13 protein-coding genes and 1 pseudogene are annotated in these 14,817 nt (G+C 73.0%); 7 read left to right on the plus strand and 7 right to left on the minus strand.

Annotation, left to right across the window (positions count from 1 at the left end; all coding sequences use genetic code 11):
• On the minus strand, positions 1–999 hold a 999-nt coding region (locus G3I42_RS03430; RefSeq protein WP_239096240.1), incomplete at its 3' end, for an alpha-amylase family glycosyl hydrolase.
• 151 nt (positions 1,000–1,150) lie between these two features.
• Positions 1,151–3,295 carry a glycogen debranching protein GlgX gene (gene glgX, locus G3I42_RS03435; RefSeq protein WP_164282359.1) on the minus strand — a complete coding sequence of 715 codons (2,145 nt, stop codon included), beginning with the start codon at positions 3,293–3,295 and terminating at the stop codon, positions 1,151–1,153.
• 487 nt (positions 3,296–3,782) lie between these two features.
• Here glgX and G3I42_RS03440 point away from each other — a divergent pair, with 487 nt between their 5' ends.
• On the plus strand, positions 3,783–5,024 hold the full coding sequence (locus G3I42_RS03440) for an SAV2148 family HEPN domain-containing protein (RefSeq protein ID WP_164282368.1): 1,242 nt from the start codon (positions 3,783–3,785) through the stop codon (positions 5,022–5,024).
• A 185-nt stretch (positions 5,025–5,209) separates the two neighbouring features.
• A complete protein-coding gene (locus G3I42_RS03445) occupies positions 5,210–5,929 on the plus strand; it encodes a 3'-5' exonuclease (RefSeq protein WP_164282360.1) in 720 nt (239 codons plus the stop codon).
• A gap of 96 nt (positions 5,930–6,025) precedes the next feature.
• On the opposite strand, the gene G3I42_RS03450 is transcribed toward G3I42_RS03445, so the two are convergent.
• On the minus strand, positions 6,026–6,877 hold the full coding sequence (locus G3I42_RS03450) for an aminoglycoside phosphotransferase family protein (RefSeq protein ID WP_164282361.1): 852 nt from the start codon (positions 6,875–6,877) through the stop codon (positions 6,026–6,028).
• 375 nt (positions 6,878–7,252) lie between these two features.
• Positions 7,253–8,290 carry a hypothetical protein gene (locus G3I42_RS03455; RefSeq protein WP_164282369.1) on the minus strand — a complete coding sequence of 346 codons (1,038 nt, stop codon included), beginning with the start codon at positions 8,288–8,290 and terminating at the stop codon, positions 7,253–7,255.
• 196 nt (positions 8,291–8,486) lie between these two features.
• Here G3I42_RS03455 and G3I42_RS03460 point away from each other — a divergent pair, with 196 nt between their 5' ends.
• The 4 genes from G3I42_RS03460 to G3I42_RS03475 all read left to right on the plus strand — a co-directional run bounded on the left by G3I42_RS03460 (position 8,487) and on the right by G3I42_RS03475 (position 11,779).
• Positions 8,487–8,990 (plus strand): MarR family winged helix-turn-helix transcriptional regulator, encoded by a 504-nt coding sequence (locus tag G3I42_RS03460; RefSeq protein WP_164282362.1) that lies wholly within the window; start codon positions 8,487–8,489, stop codon positions 8,988–8,990.
• A 189-nt stretch (positions 8,991–9,179) separates the two neighbouring features.
• Positions 9,180–10,622 carry a CDP-alcohol phosphatidyltransferase family protein gene (locus G3I42_RS03465; RefSeq protein ID WP_164282363.1) on the plus strand — a complete coding sequence of 481 codons (1,443 nt, stop codon included), beginning with the start codon at positions 9,180–9,182 and terminating at the stop codon, positions 10,620–10,622.
• Positions 10,623–10,751: 129 nt separating this feature from the next.
• On the plus strand, positions 10,752–11,324 hold the full coding sequence (locus tag G3I42_RS03470) for a DUF1697 domain-containing protein (protein ID WP_164282364.1): 573 nt from the start codon (positions 10,752–10,754) through the stop codon (positions 11,322–11,324).
• On the plus strand, positions 11,321–11,779 hold the full coding sequence (locus G3I42_RS03475; protein WP_164282365.1) for a DUF4440 domain-containing protein: 459 nt from the start codon (positions 11,321–11,323) through the stop codon (positions 11,777–11,779). Before G3I42_RS03470 ends, G3I42_RS03475 begins: the two co-directional genes overlap by 4 nt.
• Positions 11,780–11,820: 41 nt before the next feature.
• Here G3I42_RS03475 and G3I42_RS03480 read toward each other — a convergent pair whose 3' ends face one another.
• Positions 11,821–12,804, minus strand: a complete 984-nt coding sequence (locus G3I42_RS03480) for an acetylxylan esterase (protein ID WP_164282366.1) — start codon at positions 12,802–12,804, stop codon at positions 11,821–11,823.
• A 240-nt stretch (positions 12,805–13,044) separates the two neighbouring features.
• Here G3I42_RS03480 and G3I42_RS03485 point away from each other — a divergent pair, with 240 nt between their 5' ends.
• Complete coding sequence (locus G3I42_RS03485; protein ID WP_164282367.1) at positions 13,045–14,061, plus strand: 2-dehydropantoate 2-reductase N-terminal domain-containing protein; 1,017 nt, start codon at positions 13,045–13,047, stop codon at positions 14,059–14,061.
• A 62-nt stretch (positions 14,062–14,123) separates the two neighbouring features.
• Here the strand turns inward: G3I42_RS03485 and G3I42_RS03490 are convergent, their stop codons facing one another.
• Positions 14,124–14,651: a GNAT family N-acetyltransferase gene (locus tag G3I42_RS03490; protein WP_343244443.1), complete on the minus strand. Its 528-nt coding sequence runs from the start codon at positions 14,649–14,651 to the stop codon at positions 14,124–14,126.
• A 38-nt stretch (positions 14,652–14,689) separates the two neighbouring features.
• A pseudogene (locus G3I42_RS38375) lies at positions 14,690–14,817 on the minus strand (sirohydrochlorin chelatase); the annotation flags it as partial.

The following is a 14,817-nucleotide window of genomic DNA, read 5'->3' on the forward strand; positions in this document are numbered from 1 at the left end:
CGCCTCGGCGGGGGCGGCGAGCGCCCGGTAGCGCGTGAGGAGTTCGCCGTGGCCGGCCGGGTCGGTGAAGACGCCGTCGATGTGGCGCAGCGCGTCGTACCCCGTCGTGCCCGAGACCGGCCAGCCCTCGGGCAGCGCCTCGCCGTCCGCGAGGATCTTCTCCACGACGGTCCAGTGCCCGCCCGGGACCACCTGCGCCGCGCGCTCCCCGAGGTGCCGCAGATAGCCGCCCGGGTCGGCGAGCCCGTCCGGGTGGTCGATGCGCAGGCCCTGCACGGCCCCCGCCGCCATGAGGTCGAGGACGAGACCGTGCGTCGCCGCGAAGACCTCCGGGTCCTCCTGCCGCACCCCGATCAGCTCCGAAATGGTGAAGAACCGGCGGTAGTTCAGCTCGGTACGGGCCAGGCGCCACCATGCGAGCCGGTACCACTGCGCGTCGAGCAGCTCGTCGAGCGGCAGGTGCTCGGTGCCCTCGCGGAGCGGGAAGGCGTGCTCGTGGTACCGCAACTCTCCGTCCGTCACCGTCAGTTGGTTCTGTACGTCGGCGAGCCGGCCGCCGAGGACCGGCAGCAGGAGCCGCCCGCCGCCGCCCTCCCAGTCGAGGTCGAACCAGCGCGCGTACGGGGATTCGGGGCCTTCGCGGAGCACGTGCCACAGCGCGCGCGTGTACCGGGGCGCGGCGGCCATGTGGTTGGGGACGAGGTCGAGCACGAGCCCCAGCCCGTGCTCGCGGGCCGTCCCGGCGAGCGCGAGCAGCCCCGCCCGGCCGCCCAGCTCCTCCCGTACCCGCGTCGGATCGGTCACGTCGTAGCCGTGCGCCGAGCCGGGCACCGCTTCCAGGACGGGCGAGAGGTGCAGGTGCGAGACGCCGAGCGAGGCGAGGTAGGGGACCAGTTCCGCCGCGTCCGCGAAGCCGCGGCCTGGCGTGAGCTGGAGCCGGTAGGTCGCGGTCGGCGGGGCGAAGACCGCTTCGGGGGCGCGCGAGGAGTCGGAGGTCATGGGGGGTTGTGTACCCGCGCGGCGGGCGAGTGTGACATGGGGACGCGCGGACGGGGGAATCGGACGGGTGAGCGAGGGCGGGGCGGCGCGGGCACGGGGCGGGGCGCCGCGCGGAGGGGGCACCTCGTACCCCCGCCGCGCGCCCCTTCGCTCACGCGGGCCGCTGAAGCACCACCAAGGTCCGGTCCTTCAGTTCGAGGCGCTGTCCCGCGCCCGCCTTGACGCCCGTGCCCGGCGGGAGGCCGTCCGCGCGCGAGGTGTCGACGACGACCTGCCACTCCTTGCCGTGGTTGACGGGGATGACGAAGTCGAGGTCCTGCGGCGAGGCGTTGAACATGAGGAGGAAGGAGTCGTCCTGGATGCGCTCGCCGCGCGGGCCCGGCTCCGAGATCGCGTTGCCGTTGAGGAAGACGGTCATCGCGCTCGCCGTCGCCCCGTCCCAGTCGCCGCGCGTCATCTCGGCGCCCTCGGGCGTGAACCACGCGATGTCGGACAGCTCGTCGTGCGTGCCCTCGACGGGGCGGCCGTGGAAGAAGCGGCGGCGCCGGAAGACCGGGTGGTCGCGGCGCAGCCACACCATCGCGCGCGTGAACGCGGCGAGCGCCGTCGCCTCCTCGTCGCCCGCCCCGTCCTCGCCCGCGCCACCCTCCGACGGCCACTTCACCCACGCCAGCTCGTTGTCCTGGCAGTACGCGTTGTTGTTGCCGCCCTGGGTGCGCCCGAACTCGTCGCCGTGGCTCAGCATCGGCACGCCCTGCGAGAGCATGAGCGTCGCGAGGAAGTTCCGCATCTGCCGGGCCCGCAGCTCCGTCACGGCGGGATCGTTCGTCTCGCCCTCGGCGCCGCAGTTCCACGAGCGGTTGTGGCTCTCGCCGTCCCGGTTGTCCTCGCCGTTCGCCGCGTTGTGCTTCTCGTTGTAGGAGACGAGGTCGCGCAGCGTGAAGCCGTCGTGGCACGTGACGAAGTTGATCGAGGCGAGCGGGCGGCGCCCGTCGTCCTGGTAGAGGTCGGAGGAGCCGGTCAGGCGCCCGGCGAACTCGGCGAGCGAACCCTGCTCCCCGCGCCACAGGTCGCGCACCGTGTCGCGGTACTTGCCGTTCCACTCCGTCCACATCGGCGGGAAGTTCCCCACCTGGTACCCGCCCTCGCCGACGTCCCACGGCTCCGCGATGAGCTTGACCTGGCTGACCACCGGGTCCTGCTGCACGAGGTCGAAGAAGGACGAGAGCCGGTCCACCTCGTGGAACTGCCGGGCGAGCGTCGCCGCGAGGTCGAAGCGGAAACCGTCCACGTGCATGTCCGTGACCCAGTACCGCAACGAGTCCATGATCATCTGGAGGACGTGCGGGGAGCGCATGAGCAGCGAGTTCCCGGTGCCCGTCGTGTCCATGTAGTACTTCGGGTCCTCGGTGAGCCGGTAGTACGAGGCGTTGTCGAGGCCGCGGAAGGAGAGGGTGGGGCCCAGGTGGTTGCCCTCGGCGGTGTGGTTGTAGACGACGTCGAGGATCACCTCGATGCCCGCCTCGTGCAGCGCCCGTACCGCCGACTTGAACTCCAGGACCTGCTGGCCCCGGTCGCCCCACGAGGCGTACGTGTTGTGCGGGGCGAAGAATCCGATCGTGTTGTAACCCCAGTAGTTCGCGAGCCCGGCGTCCGCGAGCCGGTGGTCGTTGACGAACTGGTGCACCGGCATGAGTTCGAGCGCGGTCACGCCCAGCTCGGTCAGGTGCCCGATGATCGCGGGGTGCGCGAGCGCCGCGTACGTGCCGCGCAGCTCGTCGGGCAGATCGGGGTGGCGCATCGTCAGGCCCTTGACGTGCGCCTCGTACAGGACCGTGCGGTGGTAGTCGGTGCGCGGGGGACGGTCGTCGCCCCAGTCGAAGTACGGGTTCACGACGACGGACGCCATCGTGTACGGGGCCGAGTCGAGGTCGTTGCGCTTGTCGGGCGCCCCGAAGTGGTACCCGTACACCGCCTCGCCCCAGTCGATCGACCCGCTGATCGCCTTCGCGTACGGGTCGAGGAGGAGCTTCGCCGCGTTGCACCGCTGCCCGCGCGCGGGCTCGTACGGGCCGTGCACGCGAAAGCCGTACCGCTGGCCCGGCATCACCCCGGGCAGATACGCGTGCCGGACGAAGGCGTCGGACTCGCGCAGTTCCACCGCGCTCTCCGAGCCGTCGTCGTGGAGCAGGCACAGCTCGATACGGTCGGCGGCCTCCGAGAAGACCGCGAAGTTCGTCCCGGCGCCGTCGTACGTGGCGCCGAGCGGATATGCCTCACCTGGCCAGAGCTGCATGAACTCGACTCTTCCGTTTCCGGCCCGCGGGAAGGGCCACCATGGGCCCGAGTCTCCCGGAAGAGGGGCCGCTCCCGTAGGACTTCTGTCCCGCCGGAGCCGCGACCACACCGACGTACGAACGGGCGTGGGCGGCGGTGGGGGTCCCGCAGCGATCCGACCACCCGAAAGGCGTCAAGTCTCCGGACCGAAATTCAGCCTGATGAGCGATTATGGCGAGATCGGCACGGCCCCCGCCCAGCCCGCTCCGCTCTGTACACCGCCGGACAGGTGATCCCCCCGAGCCCTCCCCGCCCCGCTCACCCCGCCTCCGCGCCCCGTCCACGCCGCGTCCGCACCCCGCACGGGGGCCGTTTCGGGGACCGCGCGAAGGGAAAGGGAGCCATGGCCTCCGGCTGCACCCGGGCCCCCGTCCGGAGTAGTCTTCCTTGATCGTTGAACAGGGGCGGCAGACGCTGCGGAAGTGGGACGAAGGGGCGGTGTGCGGGTGTCGGGAGGGCTGGAGCTGCCACCTGGCGAAGGCGGCGGCGCGGAGGGTTCCACGGCGGAACCCCCGCCTCCACCGGTCCCGCTCACGGGCACCGTGGACGTCTCCCCGCAGATAGGGCCCGAGCTGGACTGGGGCCCCAAGGAGTGGGAAGAGGTCCGCACCAGGGCCCAGCGCGCCGGCCGCGTCTACGTCTGGCTCAATCTCGTCGAACAACGGCTGCGCGCCGTCGTCGCCGCCGTCCTGCGCCCCGTGTACGTACCGGTGCACGGCGAGGACTGGGTGACGGCCGCCGCCGGGCCCGCCGGGCAGGAATGGGTGCAGCGCGCCATCGCGGTGCGCGAGGTCAGCCGCCGCAAGGGCTACCTCCTCGACCCCGCCGACGACAATGTGCTCAGCTTCCTGACGCTGCCCCAGCTCCGCGAACTCATGGTCAGCCACTGGCCCTGCTTCGAGCCGTACTTCGACGACCGCAGGGACGTCGAGCTGGCACTCGACGAACTGGAGGTCGCGCGCAACGTCGTCTCGCGCAACCGCGCCCTGAACCCGAGCGTCCTCGCCCAGGCCGAACGCGCCTCGACCCGGCTCCTCGACATGCTCTCGGCCGGGACCGGCATCCCCTCGACCCGCCGCCTCCCCGTCGACGCCGTCGAGGACCTCGTCGGCGACCGGTACGCGGACGTCGTCGCCGTCCACCCCGACCGCGTCCGCCTCCTGCGGCAGTTCCCCGCCGAAGACCTCTTCGCCGGGGCCCGCCGGCTCGACGCGATGGGCATCGGCCTCAACCTCCTCGTCCAGAACTTCTCCGGACGCCGCCTCGTCCGGCTCGCCGAGGAGGGCTGCCGCACACGCCTCCTCTTCCTCAATCCCGCGAGCAGCGCCGTCAAACGCCGCGAACGCGAACTCGGCCTCAAACGAGGCGAGATGAGCCGCAGCGTCGAGATGAACATCCTCCACATGCGGCGCGTGCGGGCCCGGCTGCGCGACCCCGGCGCCTTCGAGATACAGGTCATCGACGAGACCCCGCGCACCGGCGCCTACCTCGTCGACGGCGACACGGCGGACGGCGTCGCCGTCGTCCAGCCCTACCTGCGCCGGGCCCGGGGCATGGAGTCCCCGGTCCTGGTGGTACGAGGCGGGGGACGGCTCGTGCGCGGGGCCGCCGACGGCGAGAGCGGCCTCTTCGACACGTACCGCGAGGAGTTCGAATCGGCGTGGGCGGACGCCCGGCCGGTGTCCTGAGCGGCCTTCACGGCGGCGGGTTCCCTGCTGCGGCGGCTCCTACGGCCAGGGGCTCGTGCGGTCGCGGCCCCTTACGGCGGGGGCGCCGGGGGTACGGGGGCACTGTCACAGGCGCGTGCGAAGGTGGGGACCACGCGGCGCCCGGACGGGGGGACACGTCGCCGAACACGCCGAGGGAGACACACATGACCTGGTACGAGGGGCCGCTGACCGGCTTCGACCTGGAGACCACGGGCACCGACGTCGAGCACGACCGCATCGTCACCGCCGCGGTGATACGCCTCGACGCCTCGGGCGCCGTCGCGCACACCCGTACGTGGCTGCTCGACCCGGGCGTCGAGATCCCCGCCGAGGCCACGGCGATACACGGCATCCCCACCGCGCGCGCCCGCGCCGACGGCGCCCCCGCCCGGGACGCCGTCGCCGAGATCACCGGGGCGCTCGCCGCCGAACTGCGCGCGGGCACCCCGCTCGTGGTGATGAACGCGCGCTACGATCTCTCGCTCCTCGACCGCGAGTGCCGTCGCCACGGCGTGCCCGCGCTCGCCGAGGCGCTGGGTGCGGAACCGGCCCCGGTGATCGACCCGCTCGTCCTCGACAAGCACGCCGACCGCTACCGCCGGGGCAGCCGCGTCCTGGCCGCGCTGTGCGCCCACTACGGCGTCCGCCTCGACACCGCGCACGACGCCCGCTCCGACGCGCTGGCGGCCACGCTCCTCGCCCGCAGCCTCGGCGCTCACCACCCCGGCCTCGGCGCCCTGGCCCCCGCCGAACTGCACCGCCTCCAGATCGACGCGGCGGCCCGCCAGTCCGCGAGCCTCCAGGAGTACCTGCGCCGCACGAAGCCGGACGCGGTGGTGGAGGGGGCGTGGCCGGTGATACCGCGTCAGCGGACGGCGGCTTGAGGGGGGAGGGGAGCGGCGAGGGGGCCGGATCGCTGCGGAGGCGGGTGAGCCCCGGTCAGCGTGCGGCGGTGACGAGGGCGTCTTCCGCGACCGGGCTCAGAAGGGGTACCACCGTACGGTCGTGTCGCCGTCCCGCAGCGAGTTCACGCGGCGGCGGAACTCGGTCAGGGCGGCCGGGTTCGACGGGGCGTGCTGCGCGACCCACGCGCAGCTCGCCGTCTCGCGCGCCCCGCGCAGCGTGAGCCGCCCCTCCCACTCGCGTACGTCCCAGCCGTAGCCGCGCACGAAGTCCTCGTACGCCTCGGCGGGGAGGCCGTAGCGGTCCCGCGAGAGGTCCATCACGACGAGGTCGTGCTCGCGCAGGTCGAAGGAGAAGGTCTCCAGGTCCGAGAGGACGGGCCCCTCGGGCCCGGCCAGTACGTTGCGCGGGAGCGCGTCGCCGTGGATCGGGCCCGGGGTCAGGTGGGGAGTGAGCGCGGCGGCGGCCGGGGCGAAGCCGTCGCGGCGCTCGCGCAGAAAGGCCGCGTCGGCCGGGTCGATCGCGTCCCCCGCGAGCCGCAGCCAGCGCTCGACGCCGCCGAGGAGTTCGCGCCGGGGCAGCGCGAAGGACGGAGCGGACAGCGCGTGGACCTGGCGCAGCAGCGCCGCGAGGTCGGCGGGGGTCGCGAGCCTGCTCGCCTCCGGCAGCCGCTCCCACAGCGTGACGGGATGCCCCTCGACGAGCAGCGGCTCGGAGCGCGCGGCGCGTACGGCGGGGACGCCGCTCTCCTTGAGCCAGTCCGCGATGCGGAGCGCGAGCTGTGCCCGTTCGAGCAGTTCGGGTGCCCGTCCGACCTTGATCACGAGGTCCCCGGAGGCGAACACCGCGTTCTCGCCGAGCACCATCAGCTCCGCGCCCGCGTCGAGCCCCGCCGAGGCCAGCACCTCGCGCGCCCGCGACTCGTCCATCGTCCGCCTCCCCTGCCGGGCCCCGCGGGGCCCGCCGTGCCGTGGTCAGGGCGGCCCCGGCCGCGCGGGGACGCCAAGGGCTAGTTTCCCACCGGGGGACAGGCCGGTGACGTCCGGGTGGCGGGCCGGTCTCGTTCTTGCTGTCCGGACCTGGGTGGCAGCTCGCTCCTGTCCGGGTGGCAGCCCCCTCCCGCCCGGGGGGCGACCCCTATACAAGTCTCCCAAACCCCCCACCCCCTCCGCCCCTTCCCGCGAAATCTGTGGACAACTACGGCGAACCCGCACAACGCCTCACCGGTTCGAGTGAGAGCGGGTGCGGGTTCGCCGTAGTTGTCCACAGGCCGGTCGGCCGGGGTCGTCCTCCGTGCTAAACGGCTATACGCCCACCGACTCGTCCATCTCCTCCTCCCGCTCCTCGTGCTCCTCCGGGCTCTCGTCCTGAACGGCAGGAGCCGCATGGTGGTGCGCAGGCTCCGGAGCCGCGGCCGGGGCCGCGCGGCGGCGTCGCTCGTACAGGCCGGCCACCGTCGTCGCGAGCAGGCCCACGACGAGCCAGACCGCGAGCGTGAGGACGTGGCGGCCAAGGCCGACGTGGTCGAAGTAGACGAGGCTGCGCAGGCCCTCGACCAGCCCCGCGCCGTTCCAGAAGGAGTGCAGCGCGCCGAAGAAACCGTTGAGGAGTTCGGGGCGGTACAGACCGCCGGACGTCGTGAAGTTGAGCATCACGAAGAGGACCATCATCGTCAGCGTCGTCCACCGCTTCAGGAACGTGTGCAGGCCCACGCCGAGGAAGAGGATGCCGGCGGAGTAGAGCCAGGCCATGGCCCACACCCCCCACAGCCCGTGCGAGACGACGTGGAAGACGGGCCCCGCGAGCGCCGCGCCGATGAGGCTCACGGCGAAGGACGTCGCGACGACGAAGGCCGCCCTGGCCCGCATCCGCAGCACGGCACCCGCCCCGCCGAGCACCGCGACGGAGGCGTACGAACCGATGCTCACGGCGACGAGGAAGAAGAAGATGCCCTGCCCGGTCGGGTCCCCGTGGGCGGGCGGGGCGAGATCGGTGACCTTCAGCGGCTTGCCCTGTGCGGTGGCGAGCGGGGTGAAGACCTTCCCGGCCACCGTGGCGCTCGTATCGGCGTTCGTGCTGGCGACGAGCAGTTCGGGCGCCGTGTCCGAGGGGACGAAGGCGCCGGAGAGCTGTCGCTCCATGAGCAGGTGCCGCGCCGCGTCGCGGTCCGGGACCGTCCGTACGTCGAGCGACTCGCCCGCCGCCGCTGCCTTGTCGTGGACCGTCTGCGCGAGCGCGGCGGTGCTGGGGCCCGCGCCGACGACGGCGACCGGCATGTGGTGCGGCGAGGGATTGACGAAGGCGCCGAGGTAGGCGAGGCCCATGCCGACGCACATGAGCATCGGGGTCAGCAGATGGACCAGGACATGACGGGCCGCGGCCAGATCGCGGGCCCTGCTGGGCGCCGGGGCTTCGGCTGAACTCATCGGGAGTACTCCTGTGGAACCGCGCCGTGCCGGGGACGGGCGACGGCGGCCGGGTTGGTTGGCAAATGCAACCATGTGTTTACGTTGTACTATACAACCAAACGAGGAGGTGGTGCGCGTGGCGCATGACGAGGCGGGGGACGTGGCACTTGAGAGGGATGCCGCCCTGGAGATCATTCAGCGTGAAATGACGGCCTTCGCGCGCAGGGCCAGGGGGATCGCGGCGCACATGCACCCCGAATTGTCGCTCGTTTCCTTCACGCTGCTGAGTCACGTCGAATATCAGCCGGGTTGCCGTGCGACCGACCTGGCCGCGCATTACCTGCTCGACAAGTCGACGATCAGTCGCCAGGTATCCGTTCTCGAACGGGCCGGGCTCGTGGTGCGCGGCGTCGACCCCGTCGACGCGCGGGTCCACGTACTGCACCTGACCGCCCACGGCGTGGAGGTGCTCGCGCAGGTGAACGAGGCGCGACGGCAGGCTTTTCAGCGACGTCTCGCCGACTGGGGTGCGGCCGACCTGGACCGCTTCGCCCAGTACCTCCTGCGGTACAACGGGGCCGGCGGCGAGGGCGGTGACGAGCCCGGGGGTGAAAGCGTTCCGTTCGTTGAATAACAACGTGGCGCCCAATGGATAACGCCGGAATAACGCGCGCGAAATATGGAGAAGTTGTGGGCGCGGACCGGCGTAATCGGGCCGAGAGACCTTCGGGATGACCTGAGGGTTGCACCCGAAGACTCTTGTTTCTTTGCTGAATGCTTCCCTACCGTGAGGTGAACTCTCCGCAACGGCAGGAAAACGAGAATGCCTCACGAGCACGAAACGCTCGCCCCCACGGAGCCCACGCCTCCAGGTGGCGAAGCCGCACCACCCCCCACCCCGGTCGTGCCGGGACAGGCCGCCGCTCCGGCGCAGGGTCGTCCCGCGCCGTACGACCGTCGCAGCACCCCGCCGGTGCGTGAAGTGCGCAAGCTCGTGCAGAAGAAGCGCGACGCGTGGTGGACCGTCCTGCTGGTCGACCCGCTCGCGACGCCCCTCGTCCGGCTCACCGCGCGGTACACGCGCATCACCCCGAACCAGATCACGTGGGCCGCGCTGATCCTCGGCCTCGGCTCGGCGGCGCTCTTCGCGCTCGGCGACTGGCAGTGGATCGTCCTCGGGGCGGTCGTCTACCACTTCAGCTTCGTCCTCGACTGCATGGACGGGAAGGTCGCCCGCCTCACCGGGCGCGGCTCCGTCTTCGGCGCGTGGCTCGACTACATCTTCGACCGCATCCGCGTCGCCGCCTGTGCCGTGGCGCTCATGTGGGGCCAGTACCACCGCAGCGACAACACCCTCTACATCTGGCTCGCGGTGCTCGTCGTCTTCTGCGACGCGCTGCGGTACATCAACGCCCTGGAGACCTTCAAGACCCGCCTCACCATGCGGCGTCAGATCAAGGCCAGGATGCGTGCCGCGCGCAAGGCGCGGAACAGCGAGCAGGTCGCCTTCATGGAGGACCTGCTGCGCGCCAACCCCGAGGCCGACATCGAGCAGGACCTCAACCGCGCGGCGGGTACGAACGCGCCCGCCGACCCGGACGAGGACGGCACCGAGGAGCCCGCCGGGGCCCCGGCCGCCGCGCGCCCCACGCACACGTACGCCGCCGGGGAGCGCCGCGACGCGGCGACGGCGGGGGGCGACGCGGTCGACCTGCCCGGCTCCGAAGACCTCGACGAGCACGACCCGACCGTCAAGGACCCCTCAGGCGCCGATCTGCCCGGTGTGAGCGAGCTGAGCGACGAGGACACCCCGCCGGTCAAGAAGAAGCAGGTCATCGACCTCCAGCAGGAGTTCCGGCGGAAGTTCCCGCTCTACCTGCGCTTCCGTTCCGCCCTCCTGCGGCACCGCATCCGCCCGCACCTCGTGAGCGGCATCGAGTTCCAGATGGGCGTCTTCATCGTCGGGCCGCTCTTCAACGTCGTCCTCGGCGCGACGCTCGTCTCGGCGGCGCTCATGCTCGTCTTCGAGCTGGCCATCGTCTACAAGCTGCTGCTCTCCACGCGCGACTTCGGCCGCACCCTGGAGTCCATACCGCTGCCGCCCCCGGCCCTCGCCGAGGAGCAGCTCGCGCGCGTCGCCGACGCGACCGGCGCCGCCTATCCGGGGCAGCAGGCGGAGCAGGGGCAGACCATCGCCTTCGGTACGCAGGTGCCGGCCCAGCGCGGTGAGCGGGAAGCGCCGCGGTCCCCGGACTCGCCTTCCTGACACCCGCGGTCGCGCGGCCGGACGGGACCGGCCCCGCCGCTGTTGCGGTCCCTCCCCCCGGTTGCCCCAGGGCGCCGGGGGGAGCGGCTTTTCCGGCCGCTGTCAGCCGCGGCGGCTAACGTGCGGGGCATGACGAGTGCATCGGTCGCCCTGCTGCGGGGCGTGAACGTGGGGACGGCGCACAGGGTGCCGATGGCGCGGCTGCGCGAACTGGCCGCCGGGCTCGGCCACCGGGCCGTGCGCACCCATCTCAACAGCGGGAACCTCGTCTTCGTACCGGGGGAGCCACGCCCGCCCGAGGCCCACGCCGCCGAGCTGGCCGCGCTCCTGGAGCGCGAGTTCGGCTTCGCGGTCCCCGTCCTGGTGCTCGACGCGGTACGGCTGCGGGCGGCGCTCGCCGCGAACCCGTACCCCGAAGGCACCTTCCACGGCTCGCGACTTCAGCTCGTCTTCCTCTCGGGCCCGGCGGACCCCGCCCGCTTCGCCGCTCTCGACCCCGCCGCCCACGCCCCGGACGACTACCGCATCGGCGACCGCGTCCTCTACCTGCACACCCCGGACGGCATCAGCCGCTCCGCCCTCGCCACCGAACTCCTGCGCCCCGCCCGCCTCCCGGGCCTCTTCACGACGACGCGCACGTGGAACACGGTGAAAAAACTCCTCGCCCTCGCGGAGGGGGCGGAGGAGGATACGAGGCCATGACGGCCGACACGCCCAGGAAGCCCGGTTCGCACCACGAGCCCGTCTCCCGCCACGCCCCCGATCTCGCCGACCCCGATCTCGCCGAGGTCGTCGCCCGCGAGTCGCGGATGCTCCGGCCCGAGGTGCGCCGCGATCCGGTCGCCCTCCTGCGCGACCTCCACCCGGAGTTCCACGAGGTCGGTGCCTCGGGGCGACTGTGGGACCGCGCCTCGGTCGCCACCGTGCTCTCGCCCGCGAGCGCCGCCCCGCACGGCCCCGAGGACGCGCCGAGCCGGATCACGGCCATGACCGCGACCCGGCTCGCCCCCGATCTCGTCCACCTGCGCTGGGACACCGACGACGGCGAGCGCACCGTGCACCGCGCCTCGTTGTGGCGCCGCGCGCCCGGCTCGGGGGAGTGGCTGCTGTGGTTCCACCAGGGGACGCCGTACGCCTCGGACGACGACACCACGTGAGACCGCTTCCGGCCGGCAGCGCGCCCGTCCGCCGCCCCCGGTCAGCCCTCCAGCCCGAACCCCTCCAGCCCCCGCAGCCATGCCAGTCGGGCCGCCTCCTGGTGGGTGCCGCCGCCCTCGTGGCCGTTGAACTCGTACACCTTGATGTCCTTCTCCGCGACCGGGTACGCGTTGAAGGCCGCGTACACCGTGGACGGCGGGCAGACCTGGTCCTCCAGGGCCGTCGAGAAGAGCGCGGGCGCGGTGCCGCGCGCGGCGAAGTGCACGCCGTCGAAGTAGGCGAGCGTGGAACGCACGGCGGCGACGCGGTCGCGGAAGACGTTGAGATACGCGCCGATCTCGCGGTAGGGGTGCTTGTCGGTGAGCGTCGTCGCGCGCGGGAAGTCGCACAGGAACGGGACGTTGGGCGCGATGCCGGCCAGGTCGGGCACGAGGCCGCCGACCGCGAGCGTGATCCCGCCCCCCTGGCTGGTCCCCGTCGCGACGGTACGGCTCGCGTCGGTCAGCGGGTGCGAGCGCGCCGCCTCCACGGCCCGTACGGCGTCCGTGAAGACCCGCCGGTAGTAGTACGTGTCGGGGTCGTCGATCCCGCGCGTCATGTACCCCGGCACGGCGGGGCCGCTGCCGCCCGGGTCCACGGTGTCGCCGCCGCCCCAGCCCGCGCCCTGCCCGCGCGTGTCCATCACGAAGTGCGCGTAGCCCGCGCTCGCGGTGAGCAGATGCGTGTGCGGCAGGCCGCGCCCGCCCCCGTAACCGAGGAACTCGACGACGAGCGGCAGCGGTTCGCTCGTCCCCGCGGGCAGGACGAGCCAGCCGCGTATCCGGTCGCCGCCGAAGCCCGAGAAGCTCGCGTCGTACACCTCGACGGTCGTCAGCGGGACGTCGACGCGCGCGAAGCGGGCGTCGAGCGGGTGCGCGCGGGTCTCGGCGAGCGTCCGGGTCCAGAAGGCGTCGAAGTCCTCCGGCTCCACGGACGCGCTGCGGTAGCCGGGCAGCTTGTCGACGGACAGGTCGAACAGGGCCATGGGGGCCTCTCCTCAAACACACGGGTGCCGGAGCACACGGGGTACGGAAGCACGCGGGTACGGTGCGTCGCCGCCGGCCGCCCACGGGGCGACACGGCGACGCCCACGCTATGCCGCCGGACCCGGCCGGGGGAATGGGCCACGGGGCAAGCGCTTCCTGCGCGCTGAAGTGCGAGGCCGCAGGGCTTCGCGGCCGGCTTCCCCTGCCCCGGCGGCGGCCGTTGTGGCAGGCTCCCGCGTATGCGATACATCGTGATCGGGGCAGGGGCCGTCGGCGGGACGGTCGGGGCGCGGCTCGCGGGGAGCGGGCGCGAGGTGGTGTGCGTCGCGCGCGGGGCGCACCGGGAGGCTTTGGAGCGCGACGGGCTGCGGCTCGTGACGCCCGACGGGGAGCACGTGCACCGGGTGGCCGTCGTCGGCGGGCCGGAGGAACTGGGGGAGTTGCGGGCGGACGACGTGCTCCTTCTCGCCGTCAAGAGCCAGGACACCGTGGCGGCGCTCGACGCGTGGGCGCCGCGCCCGGTCGCGGGCGGCGGTACGGCCGGGGAACGGCTCCCCGTGCTGTGCCTCCAGAACGGCGTGGCCAACGAACGCACGGCGCTGCGCCGCTTCGCGCGCGTCGTCGGCGTGTGCGTGTGGCTGCCGTCCACCTACCTGGAACCCGGGACCATCGGCGCGGGCGGCACCCCGCTCTCCGGCGTCCTCCACCTCGGCACCTACCCGCCCGGCCGCCCCGAACCGGTACTGAAGGCCGTCGCGGCCGACCTGCGCGCGAGCCACTTGGGTGCGCCGCTGCCCGAGGACGTCATGCCCTGGAAGTACGCCAAGCTGCTCGACAACCTCACCAACGCGATCGAGGCGCTCGCCGGGCCGCTCGAAGGCCCCGAGGCTCTCGCCCTCGTCGCCGAGGCGCGCGCGGAGGGCGTCGCGGTGCTCGAAGCCGCCGGAATCGCGACGGCGGGCGAGGAGGAGACGCGCCTCGCGCGCGGTGAGCGGATGCGGCTGCTCCCCGTGCCCGGCGTCCCGCGCGGCGGCGGCTCCACGTGGCAGAGCCTCAGACGCGGGGCCGCCTCGGTCGAGGCCGACTGGCTCAACGGCGAGATCGTGCTCCTCGGCCGCCTGCACGGCGTCCCCACGCCGGTCAACGAGACCCTGCGCACGCTCGTCAACGAGCTGGCCCGCACGGGCGGCGGCCCCGGCGCGTACACGCTCGCCGCGGTGCGGGAACGGATCGCGGGGGGCGCCGCACGGGGGTAGGGGGCCGCGGGACGGGATAGGCGCGGCGCCGCCCGGGGCACGACCCGCCCCGGCGGCGGCCCTCAGCCGCGTGCCGCCCACCCTTCGGCTGTCGAGGTCAGCAGGCAGGTCACGCGGCCGTCGTCCTTCTTGACCTCGCGGCGGCGCTCGTAGCCGAGGCGTTCGAGGAGGGTGAGCGAGGGGGTGTTGCCCGAGTCGACCGTCGCGTGGACCTCGGGGAGGGCGAGGGTCTCGTGGCCGTAGGCGGTGAGCGCCGCGGCGACCTCCGTGCCGAGGCCCTGGTGGTGGTGGCGCGGGGCGAGGCCGTAGATGATCTCGTGCCCGTCGAGCCACGGCGCGGGCGAGGGCTTGATCTCGGCGTGCCCGGCGTACGCCCCGGCCAGCCGGACCGCCCACACGGGGAAGCGCTCCTCGGCGTACACGTAGCTGAAGATCCGGGAGAACAGGGCGCGGTCCTGCTCGGGCGACTGCATGCCGTCGCCGAAGTGCTCGCCGAAGGCGGCCGTCTGGAAGAGCGAGACGAAGTCCTCCTCGTCGGCACGGACGTACGGGCTCAGTACCAGGCGCTCGGTGCGCAGTTCCGGAGTCACCCGGCACACCCTAGTGGGCAACTTCGAACGGCTGTACGTCAGGCCGCCGCGGCGAGCCGGGGCGTCCGCGCGAACAGCGCGTCCTCGTACCGCCGGACGAGCAGCCGCGCGACCTCGGGCGCCGGCCCCAGCGTCCGGGCCAGCACGTCCGCGCCCGCCTCGCGCG

Origin of the sequence: Streptomyces sp. SID11385 (assembly GCF_010548245.1) — a bacterium.
In the GTDB taxonomy this organism is placed as follows: Bacteria; Actinomycetota; Actinomycetes; order Streptomycetales; family Streptomycetaceae; genus Streptomyces.